Source organism: Agromyces sp. Y782, assembly GCF_059445405.1.
This window is the reverse complement of record NZ_JCAIUG010000002.1, coordinates 512,460-533,970: the sequence shown is the minus strand read 5'-3', so window position 1 is coordinate 533,970 and position 21,511 is coordinate 512,460. Positions and strand designations below refer to the sequence as shown.

General features: G+C 68.0%; 22 protein-coding genes, 2 tRNA genes and 1 riboswitch. Of the genes, 10 read left to right on the top strand and 14 right to left on the bottom strand.

The features are described from left to right. Positions 1-5 precede the first annotated feature (5 nt). Together AC1C2S_RS16675 and ssb are read right to left on the bottom strand one after the other, a co-directional pair. Positions 6-494, bottom strand: coding sequence for a DUF6993 domain-containing protein (locus AC1C2S_RS16675; protein WP_495353726.1), 489 nt, complete (start codon positions 492-494; stop codon positions 6-8). 99 nt (positions 495-593) lie between these two features. Continuing rightward, the gene (gene ssb, locus AC1C2S_RS16670) at positions 594-1,148 is read right to left on the bottom strand and encodes a single-stranded DNA-binding protein (protein WP_495353725.1); all 555 of its coding nucleotides are present in this window, start codon (positions 1,146-1,148) and stop codon (positions 594-596) included. A 249-nt stretch (positions 1,149-1,397) separates the two neighbouring features. On the opposite strand from ssb, the gene AC1C2S_RS16665 reads away from it, so the two are divergent. The 3 genes from AC1C2S_RS16665 to AC1C2S_RS16655 all read left to right on the top strand — a co-directional run bounded on the left by AC1C2S_RS16665 (position 1,398) and on the right by AC1C2S_RS16655 (position 3,480). After that, on the top strand, positions 1,398-2,405 hold the full coding sequence (locus AC1C2S_RS16665; RefSeq protein ID WP_495353724.1) for an aldo/keto reductase: 1,008 nt from the start codon (positions 1,398-1,400) through the stop codon (positions 2,403-2,405). 86 nt (positions 2,406-2,491) lie between these two features. Then, positions 2,492-2,749, top strand: a complete 258-nt coding sequence (locus tag AC1C2S_RS16660; protein WP_495353723.1) for a hypothetical protein — start codon at positions 2,492-2,494, stop codon at positions 2,747-2,749. A gap of 74 nt (positions 2,750-2,823) precedes the next feature. Then, positions 2,824-3,480 carry a hypothetical protein gene (locus tag AC1C2S_RS16655; protein ID WP_495353722.1) on the top strand — a complete coding sequence of 219 codons (657 nt, stop codon included), beginning with the start codon at positions 2,824-2,826 and terminating at the stop codon, positions 3,478-3,480. Positions 3,481-3,536: 56 nt separating this feature from the next. On the opposite strand, the gene nadE is transcribed toward AC1C2S_RS16655, so the two are convergent. Further along, positions 3,537-4,358: an NAD(+) synthase gene (gene nadE, locus AC1C2S_RS16650; RefSeq protein WP_495353721.1), complete on the bottom strand. Its 822-nt coding sequence runs from the start codon at positions 4,356-4,358 to the stop codon at positions 3,537-3,539. Between the two features lie 143 nt (positions 4,359-4,501). Between nadE and AC1C2S_RS16645 the strand changes: the two genes are divergently transcribed. The 7 genes from AC1C2S_RS16645 to AC1C2S_RS16615 all read left to right on the top strand — a co-directional run bounded on the left by AC1C2S_RS16645 (position 4,502) and on the right by AC1C2S_RS16615 (position 11,518). Further along, positions 4,502-5,722, top strand: coding sequence for a cation:proton antiporter (locus AC1C2S_RS16645; protein WP_495353720.1), 1,221 nt, complete (start codon positions 4,502-4,504; stop codon positions 5,720-5,722). Positions 5,723-5,753: 31 nt separating this feature from the next. Then, positions 5,754-5,826, top strand: a tRNA-Arg gene (locus AC1C2S_RS16640). Positions 5,827-5,937: 111 nt separating this feature from the next. Continuing rightward, complete coding sequence (orn, locus tag AC1C2S_RS16635) at positions 5,938-6,558, top strand: oligoribonuclease (RefSeq protein WP_495353719.1); 621 nt, start codon at positions 5,938-5,940, stop codon at positions 6,556-6,558. 43 nt (positions 6,559-6,601) lie between these two features. Next, positions 6,602-6,677: transfer RNA gene (locus AC1C2S_RS16630), tRNA-His, on the top strand. 126 nt (positions 6,678-6,803) lie between these two features. Then, positions 6,804-7,151 carry a metallopeptidase family protein gene (locus AC1C2S_RS16625; protein WP_495353718.1) on the top strand — a complete coding sequence of 116 codons (348 nt, stop codon included), beginning with the start codon at positions 6,804-6,806 and terminating at the stop codon, positions 7,149-7,151. Positions 7,152-7,343: 192 nt separating this feature from the next. Continuing rightward, positions 7,344-10,205 (top strand): sialate O-acetylesterase, encoded by a 2,862-nt coding sequence (locus AC1C2S_RS16620; protein WP_495353717.1) that lies wholly within the window; start codon positions 7,344-7,346, stop codon positions 10,203-10,205. A gap of 44 nt (positions 10,206-10,249) precedes the next feature. Further along, positions 10,250-11,518: a serine hydrolase family protein gene (locus AC1C2S_RS16615; protein ID WP_495353716.1), complete on the top strand. Its 1,269-nt coding sequence runs from the start codon at positions 10,250-10,252 to the stop codon at positions 11,516-11,518. 59 nt (positions 11,519-11,577) lie between these two features. Here the strand turns inward: AC1C2S_RS16615 and AC1C2S_RS16610 are convergent, their stop codons facing one another. The 11 genes from AC1C2S_RS16610 to gatC all read right to left on the bottom strand — a co-directional run bounded on the left by AC1C2S_RS16610 (position 11,578) and on the right by gatC (position 21,499). Continuing rightward, on the bottom strand, positions 11,578-11,835 hold the full coding sequence (locus tag AC1C2S_RS16610) for a hypothetical protein (protein WP_495353715.1): 258 nt from the start codon (positions 11,833-11,835) through the stop codon (positions 11,578-11,580). A 58-nt stretch (positions 11,836-11,893) separates the two neighbouring features. Then, the gene (locus AC1C2S_RS16605; protein ID WP_495353714.1) at positions 11,894-12,466 is read right to left on the bottom strand and encodes a nucleoside/nucleotide kinase family protein; all 573 of its coding nucleotides are present in this window, start codon (positions 12,464-12,466) and stop codon (positions 11,894-11,896) included. Continuing rightward, positions 12,463-13,236: an energy-coupling factor transporter transmembrane component T family protein gene (locus AC1C2S_RS16600; protein ID WP_495353713.1), complete on the bottom strand. Its 774-nt coding sequence runs from the start codon at positions 13,234-13,236 to the stop codon at positions 12,463-12,465. The genes AC1C2S_RS16605 and AC1C2S_RS16600 overlap by 4 nt, the downstream gene beginning before the upstream one ends. Further along, positions 13,233-14,723: an ABC transporter ATP-binding protein gene (locus AC1C2S_RS16595; protein ID WP_495353712.1), complete on the bottom strand. Its 1,491-nt coding sequence runs from the start codon at positions 14,721-14,723 to the stop codon at positions 13,233-13,235. The genes AC1C2S_RS16600 and AC1C2S_RS16595 overlap by 4 nt, the downstream gene beginning before the upstream one ends. Position 14,724: 1 nt before the next feature. After that, the gene (locus AC1C2S_RS16590; RefSeq protein ID WP_495353711.1) at positions 14,725-15,360 is read right to left on the bottom strand and encodes an ECF transporter S component; all 636 of its coding nucleotides are present in this window, start codon (positions 15,358-15,360) and stop codon (positions 14,725-14,727) included. 38 nt (positions 15,361-15,398) lie between these two features. After that, positions 15,399-15,508: riboswitch (TPP riboswitch) on the bottom strand. Between the two features lie 52 nt (positions 15,509-15,560). Further along, on the bottom strand, positions 15,561-15,893 hold the full coding sequence (locus AC1C2S_RS16585) for a spore germination protein GerW family protein (RefSeq protein ID WP_495353710.1): 333 nt from the start codon (positions 15,891-15,893) through the stop codon (positions 15,561-15,563). Between the two features lie 79 nt (positions 15,894-15,972). Beyond that, on the bottom strand, positions 15,973-17,229 hold the full coding sequence (locus AC1C2S_RS16580; protein ID WP_495353709.1) for a DNA polymerase IV: 1,257 nt from the start codon (positions 17,227-17,229) through the stop codon (positions 15,973-15,975). A 56-nt stretch (positions 17,230-17,285) separates the two neighbouring features. Continuing rightward, positions 17,286-17,921 (bottom strand): hypothetical protein, encoded by a 636-nt coding sequence (locus AC1C2S_RS16575; RefSeq protein WP_495353708.1) that lies wholly within the window; start codon positions 17,919-17,921, stop codon positions 17,286-17,288. A gap of 217 nt (positions 17,922-18,138) precedes the next feature. Beyond that, positions 18,139-19,665 carry an Asp-tRNA(Asn)/Glu-tRNA(Gln) amidotransferase subunit GatB gene (gene gatB, locus AC1C2S_RS16570; protein WP_495353707.1) on the bottom strand — a complete coding sequence of 509 codons (1,527 nt, stop codon included), beginning with the start codon at positions 19,663-19,665 and terminating at the stop codon, positions 18,139-18,141. Then, positions 19,665-21,200 (bottom strand): Asp-tRNA(Asn)/Glu-tRNA(Gln) amidotransferase subunit GatA, encoded by a 1,536-nt coding sequence (gene gatA, locus AC1C2S_RS16565; protein WP_495353706.1) that lies wholly within the window; start codon positions 21,198-21,200, stop codon positions 19,665-19,667. Before gatA ends, gatB begins: the two co-directional genes overlap by 1 nt. After that, on the bottom strand, positions 21,197-21,499 hold the full coding sequence (gene gatC, locus AC1C2S_RS16560) for an Asp-tRNA(Asn)/Glu-tRNA(Gln) amidotransferase subunit GatC (RefSeq protein WP_495353705.1): 303 nt from the start codon (positions 21,497-21,499) through the stop codon (positions 21,197-21,199). Before gatC ends, gatA begins: the two co-directional genes overlap by 4 nt. Positions 21,500-21,511: the final 12 nt, after the last annotated feature.

The window sequence follows — 21,511 nt, the reverse complement described above, 5'->3', positions numbered from 1 at the left end:
ATCGCCTACCAGTCTATGGGGCGGGTCTGGCCGACGAGACAGCCGCCGGCGCCGAGCGGCGGGCGCACCGCGCCGTGGTATCCGCCCGATGCCGGGCCGTACTGCCCGACGAGGCATTCGCCCTGGAACAGCACCGAGAACTGCACCGAGTCGGTTGGCTTTCCTTCGGTTGTCACGTCGCTCGTGACTTGCATCTGCGCCTTGTCGAATCCGGCCGCGGCGAGCGCGTCGATGAAGTCACGGCCACCAGCGGCACCGTTCGCGGCGACGACGCCCGCGTTCACCCAGTCGAAGAACCCCAGGTTCTCAGCGGCCGACAGTTCTGGCCGGAACTCGGGTGCCGTCGGCGTCGGCGCACTGGACTCCGAGGGTGTCGGCCGAGCCGTCGAGGGGGCCGTGGGCTGCGGATCTCCGGTCGTGCAACCGGCGGTGCCTGCGATGATCGCGACAGCCGCGAGCGCCACAGCCGCGGATGTGCCGAAGCGCCGTCTCATCGTTCCCCTCACCGGCGGTGCCGACCGCCCGAGCAGAGTCTATGCGTTCGCGTTCGACCGTTGCCCGGGCGGCCCGCCGTGCGGCGTCCGCTCGATCGATCAGACGGTGGCCATCGCTTCGTCGAGTTCAGCAGGTTCAGCGACGTCGTCGCTCGCGTCGTCGTGGCCCTCATCGGACGTTGCAACGTCGGGCCACGCCGATACGGCGTGCTCGACGTCTTCCGCCGCACCGAACGCGTCGGCCGCATCGGCACCACCCGACGAAGCGTCGTCGGCCGCGGCATCCGCTGGGCGCACGGAGCGCACCTTCGCGTAGGACGTGACGCACCAGGCGAGGTCGTGTCCGATCGAATCCGCCTCGATCTCGACCGCGGTGCCCGACCTCTCGCCGGTTTCCCATGCACGCAGCCGGAGCCGCCCGCGCACGATCAGCCGTTCCCCTTTGCGGATCGACAGCTTCGCATTCGCTGCGAGCTGCCGGAACGCCGAGACGGTGTACCAGTTCGTCTCGCCGTCTTCCCACGTGCCCTTCGCACGGTCGAAGACTCGCCTGGTCGATGCCAGACGGAAGGACGTGATGGCGAGGCCCCCGTTGGTGACGGTGTGTTTGGGATCGGTTCCCACGACGCCGGTCACGGTGATGATGTCGGTCATGTGCTGCACTCCTCAGTCGGATGCCGCCGCGAGTCGACGGCACGCGGCTCCGAGGTGCGCTCGTGCCGGGATCGTCACCCCGGAGCCGCGAGCACCAGCATCACGCCCCTGCCGAAGCATCCGATGCCCTCATCGACGACCGGTGCAGAAGCAGCGGGTACCGGCGGTTGTGGAGGACGAGTGACCCCGGATGACGATGTCGGGCGGCACCGGCAGGACCAGCGCGGCGCATCGCCATAGAGTTGCAGCATGAGCTATGTCGCCCTCCCCGAACGCTATGAACGGATGCAGTACAACCGCGTCGGCCGCAGTGGCCTGAAACTGCCTGCCCTCTCACTCGGCCTCTGGCACAACTTCGGTCATGAGCGCCCCTACGACACGCAGCGCGCAATCGTGCGACGCGCGTTCGACCTCGGCGTCACGCACTTCGACCTCGCGAACAACTACGGGCCGCCCGCTGGGAGCGCCGAGGAGAACTTCGGGCGCATTCTCGCCGACGATCTCGCCCCCTACCGCGACGAGCTCATCATCTCGTCGAAGGCGGGGTACGACATGTGGCCCGGTCCGTACGGTGATTTCGGTTCGCGCAAGTATCTGCTCGCCTCGCTCGACCAGAGCCTCGGGCGACTCGGCCTCGATTACGTCGACATCTTCTACTCGCACCGCCCCGACCCCGAGACTCCCATCGAGGAGACGATGGGCGCCCTCGCCTCGGCCGTGCGCCAGGGCAAGGCGCTCTACGCGGGCATCTCGAACTACGACCCCGCTCAGACTCGTGCGGCCGCCGCCGCTCTGGCCGCCGAAGGCGTACCACTGCTCATCCACCAGCCGCGCTACTCGATGTTCGACCGACACATCGAAGACGGTCTCTTCCCGGCGCTCGAAGAGGTCGGCGCCGCGAGCATCGTCTTCTCACCGCTCGCGCAAGGGCTGCTCACCGATCGTTACCTGAACGGTGACGTGCCCGCGGATTCGCGGGCCGCAACCAGCCGATTCCTCTCCGCCGATCGCATCAGCTCCGACTACCTCGAGCGCGCGCGCGCGCTCGACGCGATCGCGAAAGACCGCGGCCAGACCCTCGCCCAACTCGCGCTCTCATGGGTACTCCGCCAGCCGCTCGTGGCAAGCGCGCTGATCGGCGCCTCGAGCGTCGCCCAGCTCGAACAGAACGTGGCAGCGCTCGATGCCGCGCCGCTCACCGATGAGGAGATCGAGCGCATCGAGCCGCTCGCGGCCCACGGCACCGCGCTCGGCTGAGCCGGCAGCACCGATCGGATGTCGGTGGCCCTCCGTACTCTCGTGACATACACCAGCAGGGCCGGCTGCGTCACGAGAGGAACGACATGTCCGCCATCGCCATGAACGCCGCGCGCACGCGCGAACCGTTCCCCATCGATGTACCCGGCCTGCTCATCTCGCCGGCCGCTCCGGGCCTGTGGCGCGTCACTCGCCCGCACGGCCCGGTGCTCGGTCACATCGAGCAGCGCGGTGCGGGCACCGAGACGCGCTTCGGGGCGAAGCGGTCGGTTGCCGGCGGCATCCGCTCGATCGACCTCGGCGAGTTCTGGTCGTCGCGAGACGCTGCCGAGCTGTTCCGGTGACCGGGCCGCGAGTGAATTCGGGCACGCCGCCCGTGCTCGCCCGGCACGACAGCAACGCGCGGTAGCCTGCCGCCATGCAGTGGTGGAATGATCTCGTCTCCTGGCTCGGCTCGGCAGCGGCACGACCCGCGGTCTTCTCGGCCGCCGTGCTGTTCCTGGCGGTGCTCGCCGCCGGACTCCTCGCGGTGTGGATCGCCAGTATCGCGATCAAGCGGCTCGTCACGCAGCGCGACCGTGAGGCCAAGGCGACCGCGATCGCCGCGCTCGTCGACGCCGCGACCGAGGCCTCCGTCTGGAACTCGCTCACTCCTCAAGAACAGGTGCTCGTCGATCGCGCCGTCGGCCAGGCCGACATCATCGTGCGCCTGCTCCCGATCCGCGGGTCGGATGTCGCAGCGAACTGGGCTTCCCACCAATTGCATGAGCTCAAGCGCGCATCGGCGACGTTCGGTTACCAACTCGATCCCGCTGTAGTGGAGTTCCGCGATCGACTGCTCGAATGGCAGCGTCACCCGTCGCGCACGCGCCGGCAGTTCCAGAACGACCTCGCACGGTGGCGCACGCAGCGTCAAGATCCAGATCAAGCCGCTGTCGAGCAGCAAGACGCGTGGGTGGCCGAACAGCACCAGCAGCGCTACCAGGGCAGCGTCAATCTCGCCGAGCCGAGTTCGCCCACCGCCACGGCGAACACCGCGCCCACACCGACGCTGCAGACCGAGCCACTGCGCTGATCTAGTGCTCAGCTGAGTCGCGGCTCCGGCCGATTCGGCTCAGCTCGAGTGACTGATCAACGCCACCAGTCATCGAACATCGACACGGGCACCGTGCGCTTGTGCCGGGTCTGCAAGAATCTGGCCTCGATGCGTTCGGCGATCGCCTCGTCGATGTCGTGGCCTTCGAGGAACGCGTCGATGTCGATGTAGCTCAGCCCGAGGTTCGCTTCGTCGGACTGCCCCGGGTTCGCATCGAGCAGGTCGGCGGTCGGCGCCTTCAGATACAGACGCTCGGGCGCGCCGAGATGCTCGAGCAGCGCACGGCCCTGCCGCTTCGTGAGCCCGGTCAACGGCAGGATGTCGGCGCCACCGTCGCCGAACTTCGTGAAGAAACCGGTGACGGCCTCCGCAGCATGGTCGGTGCCGACCACGAGAAGCCTGTGCTCTCCCGCCAGCGCGTATTGCGCCACCATCCGCAGTCGAGCCTTGACGTTGCCCTTGCCGAAGTCGCTGAGGGGCGCCTGCGTCGCCGCCTCGTAGTCTGATGCGAGTCCGTCGACACCACCCTTGATGTTGAACACCACGGCCTCTTGCGGGTCGATGAACTCGAGCGCGAGTTGCGCATCGTCTTCATCTCGCTGCACACCGTAGGGCAATCGCGCCGCGACGAAGCGTGCAGGAGTCCCCTCGGAGACGAGTTCATCGACGGCCAGGCGGCACAGCCGGCCTGCCAGTGTCGAATCCTGTCCCCCGCTGATGCCGAGGATGAAGCCGCCTGCGCCGGTCGAGCGCAGGTAGGACTTCAGGAAGTCGATGCGCGCACGCACCTGCTCTGCCGGTTCGATGACCGGGACGACGTTGAGTTCGGCGATGATTCGCGACTGCAGCTCTCGCATTCCACGACGATACCGCTGAGATGTTTCCTGGATGCAAACAGGCGCGGCCGCGTCATCGCGCGGATGCCACCGGGCCTCCGCTAACATCGCGGCAAGTGCAACGCTGCCGGCCTTGACGAAGTTGCGGACTGACGGGAGTTCGGATGGATATCTCGATCGGAACCATGGTGCTCGTGCCGGCGATCGCCGTTGCCGCACCACTGCTCGTGCGGGTGATCGGACGCTGGGTCGTGATCCCGCTCGTCGTCTTCGAGATCCTGCTCGGACTCGCACTCGGACCTGCAGTCCTCGGCTGGGTGGTGCCCGATGCGTTCATCGGCCAGCTCGCCGACTTCGGCCTCGCGATGCTGTTCTTCCTCGCGGGCAATGAGGTCGACTTCCGTTCGATCCGCGGACGCCCCCTGAGCCGTGCCGCCATCGGCTGGATCATCTCACTCGCCGCGGGCATCGGGATCGCCGCGGTGCTGGTGGCCGAGCTCCCCGCGGCAGCCTTCATCGGCATCGCCCTGACCTCGACGGCGCTCGGCACGATCATGCCGGTGCTTCGTGATTCGGGCGATCTCGGCACCCCGTTCGGCATCGGGGTCATCGCGCTCGGCGCAGTGGGTGAGTTCGGGCCGCTGCTCGCGATCTCGATCTTCCTCAGCGGGCGCACTCCGTTGCTCGCCACGATCGTGCTCCTCACCTTCGCGGTCATCGCCGGCATCGCCATCTGGCTGGCCGCGAAGGGTGTGGGCAAGCGGATGCATCGGGTGATCACCGCGACGCTCCACACGAGCGGGCAGTTCGCGGTGCGGCTCGTCATCTTCGTGTTGCTCGCGCTCGTGGCGCTCAGCATCGTGCTCGACCTCGACATGCTCCTCGGCGCATTCACCGCCGGCGTGATCTACCGCTTGCTCATGACCGGCGCGCCCGAGCGCGACGCAGAGATCGTCGAGACGAAGCTCGAAGCCGTCGGCTACGGCTTCCTCGTGCCCGTGTTCTTCATCAACACGGGCGTGACGTTCGACCTCGAGGCGCTCTTCGCCGACGTCCGCACGACGGCACTTCTCCCCATCTTCCTGGTGCTGATGCTGATCGTGCGCGGACTGCCCTCGCTTCTCGCCGCACCGAAGGGCTCGAGTCGGCGCGACCTCGCGGCGACCGCACTCTTCGGCGCCACCGGTCTGCCGATCATCGTCGCGGTCACGGCCATCGGAGTCGACAACGGCGACCTGCCGAGCGGTACCGCCGCGGCCCTCGTGGGGGCGGGGATGGCGTCGGTGCTGCTGTTCCCGCTCATCGCACTCACGATTCGCAAGGGCCGGACTGATGCCGCCGCGAAGCAGCCGGACGACGATCCGTACTTGCCCGTCGAGGGGTGACCCGGCCTGCCCCGGTATGCTTGACACCGTCGCCCCCGTAGCTCAGCGGATAGAGCAGGAGCCTTCTAATCTCTTGGTCGCAGGTTCAATTCCTGCCGGGGGCACTGAATCCGGGCCCTGGAGCCGTAACTGCGTCGACGGGTCGTCCATCTCGGCTTCCGTCGCCGCCAGAGGCGCTGACCGTCAGCGTCGGAGCGCCCCGGTAGACTCACCGCATGGCTTCCTCGAGTGACCGATTGGTCTGGATCGACTGTGAAATGACCGGACTCGACCTCGAGGTCGACGAACTCGTCGAAATCGCCGTCGTCATCACCGATTACGAACTGAACCCCGTCGATGCGGGGCTCAGCATCGTCATCAAGCCCGATCCGAGCGCGCTCGAGTCGATGGGCGAGTTCGTCCGAACCATGCACACTCAATCCGGACTCATCGAAGAGATCCCGAACGGCGTGAGCGTCGCAGAGGCGGAGTACGAAGTACTCGAGTACGTGCTGAAGCATGTACCCGAAGAACAGAAAGCACCCCTCGCGGGCAACTCGATCGGCACCGACCGCGCTTTCCTCCTGAAGTTCATGCCTCGCCTCGATGCGCACCTGCACTACCGCAGTGTCGACGTCTCCTCGATCAAGGAACTCGCCAAGCGCTGGTTCCCCCGCGCGTACTTCAACTCACCACAGAAACACGGCGGACACCGGGCGCTCGCCGACATCCTCGAATCGATCCGCGAACTGCATTACTACCGGCGCGCGGTCTTCGTCGCCGAACCCGGCCCATCGACCCAAGAACTCCAGACCCTTGCGGCGACCGTCGTGGACGAGTTCGACGCCAAGGTGTAGTAGTCTCTTTGAGTTGCCAGATCGCTTCGGCGGTCGACACATGGTGGGTATAGCTCAGTTGGCAGAGCGCCTGGTTGTGGTCCAGGAGGTCGCGGGTTCAAGCCCCGTTACTCACCCCATGTGCTCCTGGTAGTGGTGAGAGATGCCAGGAGCAGGTCGCGGGTTCAAGCCCCGTTACTCACCCCATGTGCTCCTGGTAGTCATGAGATGCCAGGTGCCTTCACCCGCTCCGAACGGAGTTGCTCGTGGAACTCGATGCCGAGGCGTTCGAAGCTCTCGTCGTCGATGAGCTCGACCAATTGCCCGACGACATGGTCGACGGCCTCGAGAACGTCGTCTTCGTCGTCGAAGACCGCCCCGAAGACGGCTCGCTCGACCTGCTCGGCCTCTACGACGGGTGGGCGCTGACCGAACGCGACCGGTACGGATTCGGTGAGATGCCCGACCGCATCATCCTCTACCGCGAGCCGTTGCTTTCGATCTCAGACGACGAAGATGAACTCCGTGAAGAGATCCACGTCACGCTCGTACACGAGATCGCCCACTTCTACGGCATCGACGACGCTCGCCTGCACGAACTCGGCTGGGCCTGAGTCCGACGCGTCGCTCCACCGGCCGCCCCGGCCGCTCGGGGGCATCGAAGCGGCGCTCAGGGCGCTGACGGGCCACCCGGGGCATTGACGCGCCGCTCGACTGGCCGCTACTGTATCGACTGATCACTTCTGAATCGTTTCATCACCAGATTCACTCCACACGTTGAGCACATCAAAGATGATTGGCCCGCATTGATCAACGCGCTTTCGGCACGCACGCCCGTCCGCCTCCTCACTCTCGCAACCCTGACCGGGGCACTCGTCCTCACCCCCATCGCTCCCGCGCCGGCCGCCGAGACGACCGCACCCACTTCGTGCGACGCGGCCGCCACGGCCGACGGCCAGGCGCCGGTACTGCAACTCGAACTCCCTGCCAACGCTTCATGGCCGGGCGCCGTGCCCGACTACACGTTCAATGCACTTCAATCCGCCGAACACGGCTTCGACCGCGTGGGGTATTGCCTCGAGACGACGAGCGGCACCGGCACGCAGTGGGCCTGGTCCGGTATGGACGCCTTCACCGCAGATCCTTCGCTGCTCGGCCTTCATACGATCCCGGGCCAGATGACGCAGCAGCGCGTGAACGACTTGGATGTCGCCTCGAACGTCGCCGGCGTCGCGACGGGTGAAGGTATGACGGGGTGGATCGAACACTGGCCGAACACCTACGAGCGTTACCGCAGCGGGCAAGTACAGGGCGCGACGAACGGCGCGTACGACGCCGACGACCAGCCGACCGTCGGGTGGTACGGCTCGTTCCAGATCCACCGAGTGAACACCGAACCGGGCGATGCCCAGACCCCGAGCACCGTGATGGCGCTCAACGGGTTCACCTCGCCGGGAACGCTGGACATCGGGTTCGGAGACGCACCCCGAGGCGGCACGGCGGAGTCGGATTGGACCTTCGCCCGCAATGCGGATTCGTTCACGAGCCGAACGCTCACGGTCTACACACGCTCAGCGGTCGTCGAGCTCAGCAACGCTCCGCAAGATCGGCAGCTCTTCCCGCGCGATGCCGACAACGGTGCGAACGTGATCGTCGCCGGTACCTCGGATGCCGCGGTCGAGAACGTCCGTCTCTCGGTCACGAGTGCCGGAGAGACGACGACGCAGGCGAGTTCGGACTCGTCGTTCTCGTTCGACACGCGCATCACGGCGGGCCTCCACGATTACGAATTCCACTTGGAGACCCAGATCGACGGCATCTGGCGCACCAGCGGCCGGTGGACCCATGTCGTCGCCGGCGACGTCTTCGTGATTCAAGGACAATCCAACTCGGAGTCCGCCGCGTGGCAGGACGGATCGGATTCGAGCACCGGCAATCAGTCGCCATGGGTGCGGACTTACGGCACGACGTCATGGCACCCCGACACCTCACGAGGCAGCCGTGCATGGCAATACGCCTACGGTGACATGACCTCCGTGAACAAGAACCAGGTCACCAATGTCGGCATGGTCGGCCAGTGGGGCATGCGCATGGGTGGCCTGCTCTCGCAAGAGCTTCAGGTTCCGGTTGCGATCATCAATGGCGCACACGGCGGGCAGCCGATCCACGTGTTCCAGCGCAACGATTCCGACCCGGATGACATCGGAACGAACTACGGCCGTTTACGGCAGCGCCTGGAAGCAGCTGGGGTCCTCGATGACGTCAAGGCGGTGCTCTGGTACCAGGGCGAGTCGGACAACGGCGATACGGCTCGTCATATCGACGGCTTCACGAATCTGCTCGAAGACTGGCGAAGCGAGTTCGGCTCCAACATCCGCGGCGGCGCGCACTACTACGCCTACCAGCTCCGAACATCGTGCAACGGCGCGGGAAACGCGGCCCGCGGCGACGACATCGCCCTGCGCGAAGCGCAACGGAACCTTTCGCGGACGCATGGCGTGACCGTGCTCTCCACGACGGGGGCACCCGTCCATGACGGTTGCCACTTCGGATACGAAGGTGGCTACCAGATGTTCGGCGAGCAGGCGGCGGCCGTGCTCCTCCGCGACCTCTACGGCGGGCCGAGCGCCGGCGTTGCGGCACCGAACCCGATCGCCGCAGCAGCAACGGCAGCGTCGAGCACGGAGTTCACCATCCAGCTCGACTCCGCCACCGATCCGTTGACCATCGACGCGAACATCACCTCGACAGGTGACTTCGTGGTGAACGGCTCATCGGCCAAGGTGACGAACGTGAGCTACCACGAGGGAGGAAAGCTGCTCGTGACACTGACCGGTGCCATCGGCGCGAATGCGACGGTGAGCTATCTGTCGCACTACGGCGCCGGCCCGATGATTCGCACCTCGAACGATGTCGGGCTGCTGGCGTTCGACCGACTCCCGGTCGCGGTCGGGAAAGCTGCGCCCGAGCTCGTGACGTCGATTCCGAATGCGGTGGCCGGGGTCGAGCACTCGGTTCGACTCGGCGCCACCGGCTCCGAGTCCGCGCGATACACGGTGACGGAGGGCTCTCTCCCAGCGGGGTTCGTGCTCGACACCACGAGCGGCGAGCTCGCGGGCGAATCCGAGGTCGCCACCACGGCAACCTTCACGGTTCGGATGGATTCCGCGACGGGCTCGAGCAGCCGAGCGCTCACGTTCGAGATCGCTCCGGGTCCGATCACCGAGATCACCCTCTCAGCGGTCTCACTCTCGGCCACGGTGGGCGACTCCGTGGAGATCACCGTCTCGGGTGAGGACGCGTTCGGGAATCACGACGATGTGACATCCGAGGTGATCTTGACGAGTGATCAACCAGGCGACGTCATCTCGGGCAACCGAGTGACATTCACCCATGCGAGCGCGCACACGATCACCGCGACCGTGGGTGCGGTGTCGGCATCGGTCACGATCGAAGTCTCGCCGGCGACCACCGGCGGCAACGGAGGAGGAAACACGCCCGGCGACACGGAGGGTGGCGGCGGCGCGCCGAACGATCCCGACTCCGCGGGCGGGCTCGCCGCCACCGGCGTCGATCCAGGGATCGGCATCGTCCTGGTGATGTTCCTCACCGTGCTCGGCGCACTCGCCGTGTTTCGTGGTCGGCGTACGCAGCGCCGCACCGAGTAGTCGGGTCGTCCTGGGCATGAACGCGGCCGGGTTACGCTGATTCCATGAGCATCACCCCCGGCCGCATCGTGGGCATCGCCGTCGGCGCGATCGCGATCCTCGGCATCGGGGTCTACGGTCCGGCGATGCTCCTCGGTCCGCTCCCGGCCGTGAGTGTCACGGTCGATGACACCACTGCAGCGGCATCCGCTGTGGGCTCGCCCACCGCGATCTCGCTTCCCGCCGCGGGCGCGAGCGCGATCGCCGTCCTCGCTGACGACGGCGCGCCGACGACGCTCGCCGTCGCAGGCGACACGGCCGCGGTTCCGATCGGCAGCGCCGCAAAACTCATCGCCGTGCTCGCGACCCTCGACTCCCTACCGCTGCCCGCAGACGGCGGTGCCGGCCCGGCCATCAACATCGGACCCGAGGACTACACCGACTACCTCCGCTACGTCGCGGAGGACTCGCGCACTCTGCAGGTCTCGCCCGGCGAGAGCTGGACGGAGCGAGACGTCGTGCGTGCAGTGCTGCTCGCATCGAGCAACAACCACGCCGACACGCTCGTGCGCTGGGCGTTCGGCGGCGTCAACCCCTATGTCAAGGCGGCCAATGCCTGGCTCGCCGAGCAAGGCTTCACCGAGACCCGGGTCGCCGACGCGACGGGCCTGTCGGGCGACAATGTCGGCACCGCCGAAGAACTCACCCGGCTCACGGCGCTGGCACTGGCCGACCCGGCGCTCGCGGCGATGTACGACACGGTGGAGTCCCCAGCGGTCGCCGGGGCGCGAAACGTGCCAGACGTGGTCGCCCACCTCGGCGACACGGGAGTGCGCGCCCTCGCCCGCAGCTACACCGACCAGGCGGGCCTGACCTTCCTCTTCGCAACCGAGATCCCGGGCGCAGAAGGCGAACCCCCACATCGCCTCGTCGGAGCGATGTCGCTCATGCCCGACTACGAGACGCTCGACGCAGCCGTCCGTACGGCGGTTGAATCGAGCGCGCTCACCGCGCAGCCCGTCGAAGTCATCACCGCCGGCACGCCCTACGCGAGTGTCGAAGCGGCCTGGGGAGACCGAGCCGAGCTCATCGCCACCGTGAGCCAGACGGATGTCTCGTGGGGCAACCCGGGCGGCGAGGCATCCGTCGCCGTCGAAGCCTTCACGACCGCGTCGGCGGGCCGTGACGTCGGCAGAGTGGTCGTGGCCGCTGCCAGCGGGGATCTCGGCTCGCCGCTCGAGTTGACGAGCGACATCGGCGATCCGGGTCCGCTCTGGCGACTCATGAATCCGGCTGCGCTCATCGGGGCGTTCTTCGCCGATCAGCAGGGCTGAACCGAGGACCGAGACGAAGGCTGAACGGGTGGGCGCGCAGCCTCCCGCGTGCGGTACGTTCAGTCGTTCTCGTCGTCGGACTCGACCGGGTCGGAGTCATCCGCATCGAAGCGGAACTGCACTCGCACCTGTCCGTTGACCTCGCGCTCGTCGACCGCGTCGTACCAGAACAGCGACTCGAGACCGTCGACGGCGGCGACCATGCCGACGCGCTGTTCGGGCTTGCCGCCCACGAGGATGCGCTGCTCGAACTCGCCCTCGAGTGGACCGTCGAGGAACTCCGCGACATATTGGGCGCCTGTCGTGTCTGTGCTCATGTGACTACCGTAGCGCTCGGTCGCACCAAGGGGCAGGGCGCCGCGCGAGGGCGCCGGCTCAGACGTCGACGACGCGAACCCGGAGATCGGCACGACGCGCGGGTCCTGTACGCGCGACGTATCGGCGCCACTGCCGTTCCCAGAGTTCCCAATACGGATCGAATGCACCGTCGTCTCGTGCCAGCGCCCTGCGTTTGCGCACTCGTGCAGAGGCCTCCACCCAGACATGCACCGCGTCGACCCGCGCAACGGCCGCGAACGCGCCGCACCCCTCGATGACCAGCGTGTTGCCGGGATCGCTCGACTCGATCGGACCCGGACGATCCGTCGCCCAGTCCCATTGCCGCCACTGCCCCACCATGCCTCTCCCCCGGCGGGCGATGAGGGTGTGCGACAACTCGGTGCCGGCCCGTTCGAGCCCGGTCCAGCCGCGGTAGGCGTCGTCGAGACGAACGAGGTCGGGCGTTCGACCGGGCCAGGCCCGCAGGATCGCGTCGGCGAGCGTGCTCTTGCCGGAGCCGCTGGGTCCGTCGATCGCGATGATCTGCGATCGCCCCGTGCGTACCCGAGTGAGCACGGCCCGAACGGCGGATGCCGCGGGGCCGACCTCGACACTCGGGCGATCGGTCACGACCACACCGGGTGAAAAGTACCGGCCCAGATGGCCGCGCCGATCGCGAGCGCGGCGATGCCGACGGAGAGTGCGAGGAGCGCCGCGTCCGACCAACCGACACGGGAGACGCGCGCCCAGGTGCGCGGTCGGTCGGACCCGAAGCCGCGTGCCTCCATCGCGGTCGCGAGTTTGCTTCCCCGCCGAATGGCGAGCACGAGCAGCGCGAAGGCCATGGTCGCGAACCGGCGGATGGCCCCATGATCGCCGATGCCGCGCGCGCGGCGCGACAACGCCATCGCCCGCCAATCCTCGATGAACAGGCCGACGAGGCGTGCTCCCGCGAGCGCGCCCAGCACGAACCTGCTCGGCAGGCGAGCGATCTGCGCGAGCCCGTCGGCGAGCTCGGTCGGGTCGACATTCATGAACAGCAGCACCGCCGGCAATCCGATCGCGAGTACGCGCACGGTGACGGCGATGGCGAGTTCGATGGAGCCGTCGGTGACCCGCGCCAGCCAGAACGACCAGTACTCGGTGCCCTCGGGCCGCCCGTACAACAGCATGCTGAGACCGGCGATCGGTGCCGCGATGAGGATCGGCCACGTGCGGGCCACGAGCACTTTCGGGGTCACACCGGCCATGGCGAACAGTGCGAGCTGCACGACGAGCGCGACCGCGGCGCTCACCCAATCGACGGTGAGGAGCAGTGGTGTGGTGAGGAGCATCGCCGCGGCGAGGCGGCTGACGGGGTTGACGCGATCGACGAGACGCAGTCGAGGTGCCGCGATCATGCCGCTGCCTCCACCCGAAGGGACTCCCGGCTGAGATCGAGATGCTGATCGCCGAGCGCCGCGAGATATGCCGCATCATGACTGATCGAGAGCAGGGTCACCCCGTCGTCGACCAGCCCCCTGAGCAGGCCGACGAGTTCGATCCAGGTGAGACGGTCTTGGCCGAAGGTCGGCTCGTCGAGGATGATGACGCGGGGCTGCGCGACGAGCGCGCACGCGACCGTGAGCCGACGTTGCTCACCGCCGGAGAGCGTGAACGGGTTCGCCTCGGCGAGCCGGTCGAGCCCCAAGCGTTCGAGCACCTCGCGAGTGCGCAGACGGGTCGTCGCCGCGTCGAGACCCAGCGCCCGCGGGGCGACCTCGAGTTCGCGCTGCACGGTGGAGGCGACGAACTGGTGCTCCGGCTCTTGAAACACGGTTCCGATGCGGGTGAGCAACTCGCGCGAGCGCCATCGGATCGGCTCACTGCGCAGCCCGCTCGCGAGTTCCGCTGACGCGCGCACGTGACCGGCGATCGGTGCCAGGAGTCCGCCCATCGTGAGGGCGAGGGTCGACTTTCCGGCGCCGTTCGGCCCCGTGAGCACCGTCGACGAGGCTCTCGGCAATGACAACTCGAGCCCCGCTCGCACGACCGCATCGCTCCGGCGGCCGATCGCGAGGTCGATACCGGCGAGATCGAGAACGGATGCCGCAGCGGCGGGCCGCGCCGACGTCACCGTCGGCGGCGAGCCGGGCACCCATACCCCGGCGGCGAGGAGGGCCTCGCGCTGCGTGTCGATGACGTGTCGGGGGTCGCCGTCGGCGATGATACGACCGTTCCTGCCGAGCGCCACCACTCGGGTCACGAGGTCGATCCAGACATCGACACGATGCTCGACCACGACGAAGGTCGCTCCGGTGCGCTCGAGCGTGCGGTCGACCGCGAGGCGTACCTCGCTCACCCCGTCGGGGTCGAGGTTCGCGGTCGGTTCGTCGAGGAGCAAGAGCCCTGGACGCATCGCGAGGGCACTGGCAAGCGCGAGGCGCTGCTTCTGCCCGCCGGAGAGCGAGCTGGTCGGGTGATCGAGTGGAAGGTCGAGCCCGACGTCGTCGAGCGCGCGACGCACACGCGGCCAGATCTCGTCTCGCGGCACCCCGAGGTTCTCGCAGCCGAAGGCGACGTCGTCACCGACGCGAGCGAGGATCACTTGCGAGTCGGGATCCTGCAGCACGAGGCTCGCGCGGCCCCGCACCGATGCCGGCCACTCGCCGTCGATGCGCAGCGAACCGGTCTCCTCGCCCTCCTCGGCTCCGCCGTGAACTCCGGCAAGGGCGTGAAGGAGCGTCGATTTGCCCGAACCCGACGGCCCGAGCAGCAGCACCCGCTCCCCCGGTTCGATACGAAGGTCGATGCCATCGAGCGCTGCGTCGCGCCTGCCGGCGTGGCGCCACCCCCACCCGCGCGCCTCCACGCGCGCGGGCCGGATGGCTTCGGAGTCGTGACCCACGTCAGACCCGCTGAGTCACGTCTTGACCCGCGGCGAAACGGCTGAGCGCCCCGGTGGTTGCGAGGCCCCGCACGATGAGCCAGCCGAGCAGCCCGGCCAGGACCGCGCCCGACACGACCACCGTCGCGAAATAGAGCCCCAGGAACTCGGCGGACTTCTGCAGATTGCCGGAGGTGAAGAGCTCGAGGCTCCAGGCCGCCGCGCCGGCCGCCGCACCGGCGAGCATGGCGGGCAACACACCGAACCGGCGGTAGGCGAGGATCGCGAACACCAGTTCGGCGCCGAGCCCCTGCGCCACGCCCGAGTAAATCGTCTCGATGCCCCACTGGTTGCCGATCAGGGCTGACACGACCGCGGCGAGCAGCTCGACGAAGAGGGCCGCACCCGGCTTGCGGATGATGAGTCCGCCGAGCACGCCGCCGATGAGCCAGATGCCCACGGCGATACCGCCGAGGCCCGGCGTGAGCGCATCGGCCGCACTGAACCATGCGTAACCGATGTTGTTCCAGAAGAGGAAAAGAAGCCCCGTCGCGACGCCGATCACGCTGGCGACGACGATGTCGACGACCCGCCAACGCAGATTGCGCGGCTTCGGAGCGGCCGGAGATGTGCTGGTTTCAGTTGCTGCAGTGTGCACTGTCGTGCCCTTTCGATTCGTGGAAAGAGGCACGGGAATTGAGATGTGATTGCCCTCCCTGCGCTGGCATTACCCAGATCAGGTTCGACGGTCGAAGGTTGAGAACCTTCCTCTCAGCCCGGCTCACCGGACTCCCGTGTTCGCTGACGAGTATACGCCGACGAGCACGGTGAGGGTCGACCGCCGCGACGGTGGGCGTCTCAGCGCTTGAGCGCTCTGATCACCATGCGCAGCGCCTTGCCGGTGACCCACACGAGCGGGGTGGCGACGAGCAGCAGGCCGATGAGGTTCGGTTCGAAGCGAACGCCGCCATCGCGACCGACGTATGCGCCGAGCGGAATGGAGAGGCCACCGCCGCCACCGCCGCCCGCCTCGTCGCCCTTCTCGTCGGAGCCGCTGCCGGCACCGAAGCCGTAGTATCCGAGCGCCACCGGCACGAGGGTGGTGCCGTCGATCTCGACGACGTCGCCGTAGGAGGTCTTCACGCCGACGCCGGCGACGCTCTCAGCCAGTTCCAGTACGAGTTCAGCCATGCCTGCAACGCTACCCGCGGATGCGCCGCTCAGCCACCCCTCTCACGATTCGCCCTCGAACGGGTTCATCGCAACGCACTCACTCACCGCCCGCATCCTTGCGTCGTGACGACTCGACACGATCGACCGCCGGGCGCACGAGCGAAGCCGGCCGCACTGCGCCTCGACCGAAACGAGCGGTCACCTCATCGATGGTGCGCTCGGCCTCGCGCCACTCCTCGTCGGGGTCCCACAACATCGCACCGGTACCCGACGGCCGTAGCTGTTCGGCTCGAACACCGATGAGACGGATTCGCGCACCATCGCCGGCGAGTTCACCGAGGGCCGCGGATGCCTCGTCGTAGATGCGGCGCGCGACATCCGTGGGCTCGCCCAGCGTGCGCGACCTGGTGACCGTGCGAAAGTCGCCGTAGCGGAGCTTCAACACGACCGTGCGGCCGAGCAGCCCCGCCTTGCGCAGCCGCACGGCGACGTCGTCGGAGAGCCGGAGGAGCTCACGCCTCAATTGCTCGAGATCGGTGAGGTCGTAGCCGAACGTGACCTCGTGGCCGATGCTCTTCTCTTCACGGCCCGTGACGACGTCGCGCGCGTCGACGCCCATCGCGAGATGGCTGAGTTTGGCCGCGAGGGCCGGCCCGAGCGCACGTTCGAGCGCATCGACCGGCATGGCGGCGACATCGCCGACCGTGCGCAGGCCGATGCGCGTGAGCGACTCCTCGGTGACTCGCCCGACCCCCCAGAGCGCCGAGACCGGCAGCGGGTGCAGGAACTCGAGCGTGCGCTCGGCCGGCACCACGAGCATGCCGTCGGGCTTCGCCCTGCTCGACGCCACTTTCGCCACGAACTTCGTCGCCGCCACGCCGACCGAGCAGGTCAACCCGGTCTCGCGGTGCACCCGCTGCCGCAGGGTCCACGCGATCTCGGCCGGGCTGCCGTGCAGGCGTCGCGCGCCCGACACATCGAGGAACGCCTCATCGATCGAGAGCTGCTCGACGAGCGGGGTGACCTCTTCGAAGATGGTCATCACCCGACGCGAGTACTCGGTGTAGCTCGCATAATCGCCCCGCAACACGATCGCGTTCGGGCAGCGCTGCAATGCGAGCGACATCGGCATCGCCGAGTTCACGCCGTACTTTCGGGCCTCGTAGCTCGCCGCAGAAACAACCCCACGCCCGGCGGTACCGCCGACCAGCACCGGCTTGCCGCGCAGATCGGGCCGCTTCAACAACTCGACCGACACGAAGAACGCATCCATGTCGACGTGCAGGATGGGTGTCGCCGAATCGTCGACCGGGCCGGTGGTGACCTGCCGCGACGAGCCGTCCTGCTTGCTCATGCTCCGAACCTAGCCCGTGCCACTGTCATCGGAAGCTCAGGGCCAGCGATGGAGCATCAGAAACCGAAGTCGCCACCACCACCGAAATCGCCACCGCCGAAGTCTCCGAAGCCGCCCTGGTCGGAACCAGAAGCGTCATAGCCACCGGCATCGGCGCCCGTGCCAGCACCGTTCTCGCCGCCCGAGTCGCCCCCGGTGTCCCCGCCGTCGGCGCCCGCCTCGAACGAGGCGGGGTCGGGCAGGAACGCCTGCGCGATCGCCGAACCGACCACCACACCCGCGATGGAGCCGAGCAGCGAGCCTGCGAACATACCGCCGAACGACGGCCCGCCCTGCTGGGTGCGGCCACCCGCGGCATCCGCCCGGTTGAAGGCACGTTCTACGCTGCCGGGAGCTCGAAGCTCGGCACGGGTCGCCGCCCGAGCCAGTGCGCCGGGCTCGTCGGAGACGAGTCGTTCACCGGCCGGTGCCTCTTCGGAGAGCGAGGCGAAGACCGCCGCTCGCTGCTCGGGAGTGAGCTTGGCGAATGCCTCGGCGTGCACCGTCTCGACCGACTCGGGCGGCGCCGTGCGCAGCAGGTAGCGGTATCGCTCGACGGCGAGCTCGTCGTCACTCAGTCGGCGTGCAGAAGGAACCGGGCGCGCCGCAGGTTCGTCGGGGACGGTGCCGAACAGTCGGTCCAGGAATCCCATGTCGTGCTCCTCAATCGTTCAAAGGACGACCACTGTACGGCCGTCAGTATCGTGCGGGCTGTGAGTCGGTCTCGATACGCTCGCTGCGCTCGCTACTCGACCAGCGGTACGAGAACGCTCGCTACTCGACCAGCGGTACGAGAACGCTCGCTACTCGACCAGCGGTACGAGAACGCTCGCTACTCGACCGGCGGTATGAGAACGCTCGCTGCACGCGCTACTCGGCCACCGGAGTCGCGGCCCGCTCGAGCACGAGCTCGCGCACACGCGCCGCATCGGCCTTGCCCTGCATCGCCTTCATGACGGCGCCGATCACGGCACCGGCCGCCTGCACCTTGCCATCGCGGATCTTCGCGAGCACGTCAGGCTGCGAGGCGAGTGCCGCATCGATCGCCGCGATCAGCGCGCCATCATCGGAGACGACGGCGAGACCGCGCGCGTCGATGACCTGTTGCGGCGAGCCCTCGCCGGCGATGACGCCCTCGAGCACCTGGCGGGCCAGGCGATCGGTGAGCGTGCCGGAATCGACGAGCTGCGCGAGCTCGGCGACGTGCTCGGGCGACACGAGGCCCGTGGCATCCCGGTCGGCGGCGTTCGCGAGACGCGCGATCTCACCCGTCCACCACTTGCGCGCGGCAGCCGGGGTTGCGCCGGCGGCGACGGTCGCGGCGAGCTCGTTGAGCATGCCCGAGTTCGCCACGATCTGGAACTCGTCGTCGGTGAAGCCCCACTCGGCCTTCAGACGCCGGCGGCGCGCGGCGGGCGCCTCGGGCAGCGCGGCGCGCAATTCCTCGATCAGCTCGGCCGAGGGCACGACCGGCAGCAGGTCGGGCTCGGGGAAGTACCGGTAGTCGTCGGCGTCGGACTTGGGCCGTCCGGCGCTCGTCGCACCGGTGTCTTCGTGCCAGTGACGCGTCTCTTGAGTGATCGTGCCGCCACCGGCGAGGATTGCGGCCTGACGCTGGATCTCGTAGCGCACTGCACGCTCGACCGACCGCATCGAGTTGACGTTCTTCGTCTCGGTGCGCGTGCCGAGCTTCTCCTGCCCGCGGGGGCGGAGCGAGACGTTCGCGTCGCAACGGAGGTTGCCGCGCTCCATGCGCGCCTCGGAGATGCCGAGCGAGAGCACGATGTCGCGGATCGTCGACACGTACGCCTTCGCGAGCGCAGGAGTGTCGGCTTCGCCGCCGAAGATCGGGCGCGTGACGATCTCGACGAGCGGCACACCGGCACGGTTGTAGTCGACGAGCGAGTACTCGGCGCCTTGGATGCGACCGGTCGAACCGCCGACGTGCGTGAGCTTGCCGGCGTCTTCCTCCATGTGCGCGCGCTCGATCGGCACCGTGAAGGTGCGCCCGTTCTCGAGCTCGACCTCGACCTCGCCGTCGAACGCGATCGGCTCGTCGTACTGCGAGATCTGGTAGTTCTTCGCGAGGTCGGGGTAGAAGTAGTTCTTGCGGGCGAACCGGCTCGACGGGGCGATCGAGCAGCCGAGCGCGAGCCCCAGACTGATCGAGTACTTCACGGCCTCGCCGTTGACGACGGGCAGCGAACCGGGCAGGCCGAGGCAGACGGGCGTGATGAGCGTGTTCGGCTCCGCGCCGTGGAACTGCGAGTTCGCGGGGTTCGGCGCCGACGAGAACATCTTCGTCGTGGTGTTCAGCTCGACGTGCACCTCGAGGCCGATGACCGGCTCGAAGAGTTCGAGGGCCTTATCGAAGTCCATCAGTTCAGCGCGGGCCATCAGAGTGCGCCTTCCTCGGTCGCGGTGAGCTCATGGGCGGAGAGGTCGGGCGCCTGCGCGAGGAGCGGGCCGCCCCAACGTGCCTCGAGCAACTGCTCGAGCGCAGCGCCGACGTTGTAGAGACGTGCGTCCTCGCGCGCCGGCGCGAGGAACTGGATGCCGACGGGCAGCCCGTCTTCGGGGGCGAGCCCCGACGGCAGCGAGATGCCCGGCACACCGGCGAGGTTCGCGGGAATCGTCGCGATGTCGTTCAGGTACATCGACACGGGGTCGGCGAGCTTCTCGCCGAACTTGAACGCGGTCGTCGGTGCGGTCGGCGAGGCGAGCACGTCGACGTTCGCGAAGGCCGCACCGAAGTCGCGCTGTACGAGCGTGCGTACCTTCTGCGCGCTGCCGTAGTAGGCGTCGTAGTAGCCCGCCGAGAGTGCATAGGTGCCGAGGATGATGCGTCGCTTGACCTCGGGGCCGAAACCGGCCTCGCGGGTCGCAGCCATGACCTGCTCGACCGTGCCAGCGCCCTCGGGCGTGACACGGAGGCCGAAGCGCACCGAGTCGAACTTCGCGAGGTTCGACGACGCTTCTGCGGGCAGGATCAGGTAGTACGCCGCGATCGCGTACTCGAAGTGCGGTGCGGAGACCTCCACGATCTCGGCGCCCTGCTGTTCGAGCAGTTCGAGCGACTCGTGGAAACGCTGCCGAACACCGGCCTGGAAGCCCTCGCCGTCGAGCTCCTTGATGACGCCGATACGGAGGCCCGAGACATCCGCTCGCCGCACGGCGTCGGCCATCGATGGCCATGCCTCGGGGATGGAGGTCGAGTCGAGCGGATCGTGCCCGGCGATGACGTCGTGCAGCAGCGCCGCGTCGAGCACGGTGCGCGTGACCGGGCCGATCTGGTCGAGCGACGACGCGAGGGCGATCGAGCCGTAGCGGCTGACCGCGCCGTAGGTCGGCTTCACACCGACGGTGCCGGTGACGTGCGCCGGCTGGCGGATCGAGCCGCCGGTGTCGGAGCCGAGCGCCAGGGGCGCCTCGAAGGCGGCGACGGATGCCGCCGAGCCGCCGCCCGACCCGCCGGGGATGCGTTCGAGATCCCACGGGTTATGGGTGGGGCCGTATGCCGAGTGCTCGGTCGACGAACCCATGGCGAACTCGTCCATGTTCGTCTTGCCGAGCGGGATCATGCCCGCTTCGCGCACCTTGGTGACCGGAGTCGCGTCGTACGGCGGAACCCAGCCTTCGAGGATGCGCGATCCGGCGGTCGACGGCATGCCCTTGGTGACGAGCACGTCTTTGATCGCGATCGGCACGCCGGCGAGCGGGCCGAGCGGGGCACCTGCTGCACGCTGCCGGTCGACCTCGGCGGCCGTCTCGATGGCGCGATCGCCCTCGATGTGGAGGAACGCGTGCACGGCTCCGTCGACGGCGGCGATGCGGTCGAGGTGCGCGCGGGTCGCCTCGACCGACGAGACCTCGCCCGAGGCGAGCTTCTCGCCGAGCGCGGCGGCTGACAGGCGGATGAGTTCGTCGCTCACTGCTCTTCTCCCAGGATCGCGGAGACCTTGAACCGCGCGTCGTCGGACTCGGGGGCGCCCGCGAGCGCCTCATCTGCCGTGAGCACGGTGTCGCCCACGACATCGTCTCGGTACACGTTGTGCATCGGGATCGGGTGACTCGTCGGCGGCACGTCGGACGTGGCCACCTCGCTCACCTGCTCGACCGCGTGCATGATCTGGCCGAGCTCCGTCGTGAGGTGCTCGATCTCTTCATCGGTGAGCGCGATGCGGGCGAGGTTCGCGAGATGCGCGACCTGCTCCGCAGTGATTTCGGACATGCTGCTCCGTCG

Bases quoted from the DNA above. Each gene is read 5' to 3' on its own strand.
- AC1C2S_RS16675 (WP_495353726.1), bottom strand. From the start codon at position 494: ATGAGACGGCGCTTCGGCACATCCGCGGCTGTGGCGCTCGCGGCTGTC.
- ssb (WP_495353725.1), bottom strand. From the start codon at position 1,148: ATGACCGACATCATCACCGTGACCGGCGTCGTGGGAACCGATCCCAAA.
- AC1C2S_RS16665 (WP_495353724.1), top strand. From the start codon at position 1,398: ATGAGCTATGTCGCCCTCCCCGAACGCTATGAACGGATGCAGTACAAC.
- AC1C2S_RS16660 (WP_495353723.1), top strand. From the start codon at position 2,492: ATGTCCGCCATCGCCATGAACGCCGCGCGCACGCGCGAACCGTTCCCC.
- AC1C2S_RS16655 (WP_495353722.1), top strand. From the start codon at position 2,824: ATGCAGTGGTGGAATGATCTCGTCTCCTGGCTCGGCTCGGCAGCGGCA.
- nadE (WP_495353721.1), bottom strand. From the start codon at position 4,358: ATGCGAGAGCTGCAGTCGCGAATCATCGCCGAACTCAACGTCGTCCCG.
- AC1C2S_RS16645 (WP_495353720.1), top strand. From the start codon at position 4,502: ATGGATATCTCGATCGGAACCATGGTGCTCGTGCCGGCGATCGCCGTT.
- orn (WP_495353719.1), top strand. From the start codon at position 5,938: ATGGCTTCCTCGAGTGACCGATTGGTCTGGATCGACTGTGAAATGACC.
- AC1C2S_RS16615 (WP_495353716.1), top strand. From the start codon at position 10,250: ATGAGCATCACCCCCGGCCGCATCGTGGGCATCGCCGTCGGCGCGATC.
- AC1C2S_RS16610 (WP_495353715.1), bottom strand. From the start codon at position 11,835: ATGAGCACAGACACGACAGGCGCCCAATATGTCGCGGAGTTCCTCGAC.
- AC1C2S_RS16600 (WP_495353713.1), bottom strand. From the start codon at position 13,236: ATGATCGCGGCACCTCGACTGCGTCTCGTCGATCGCGTCAACCCCGTC.
- AC1C2S_RS16585 (WP_495353710.1), bottom strand. From the start codon at position 15,893: ATGGCTGAACTCGTACTGGAACTGGCTGAGAGCGTCGCCGGCGTCGGC.
- AC1C2S_RS16580 (WP_495353709.1), bottom strand. From the start codon at position 17,229: ATGAGCAAGCAGGACGGCTCGTCGCGGCAGGTCACCACCGGCCCGGTC.
- AC1C2S_RS16575 (WP_495353708.1), bottom strand. From the start codon at position 17,921: ATGGGATTCCTGGACCGACTGTTCGGCACCGTCCCCGACGAACCTGCG.
- gatB (WP_495353707.1), bottom strand. From the start codon at position 19,665: ATGGCCCGCGCTGAACTGATGGACTTCGATAAGGCCCTCGAACTCTTC.
- gatC (WP_495353705.1), bottom strand. From the start codon at position 21,499: ATGTCCGAAATCACTGCGGAGCAGGTCGCGCATCTCGCGAACCTCGCC.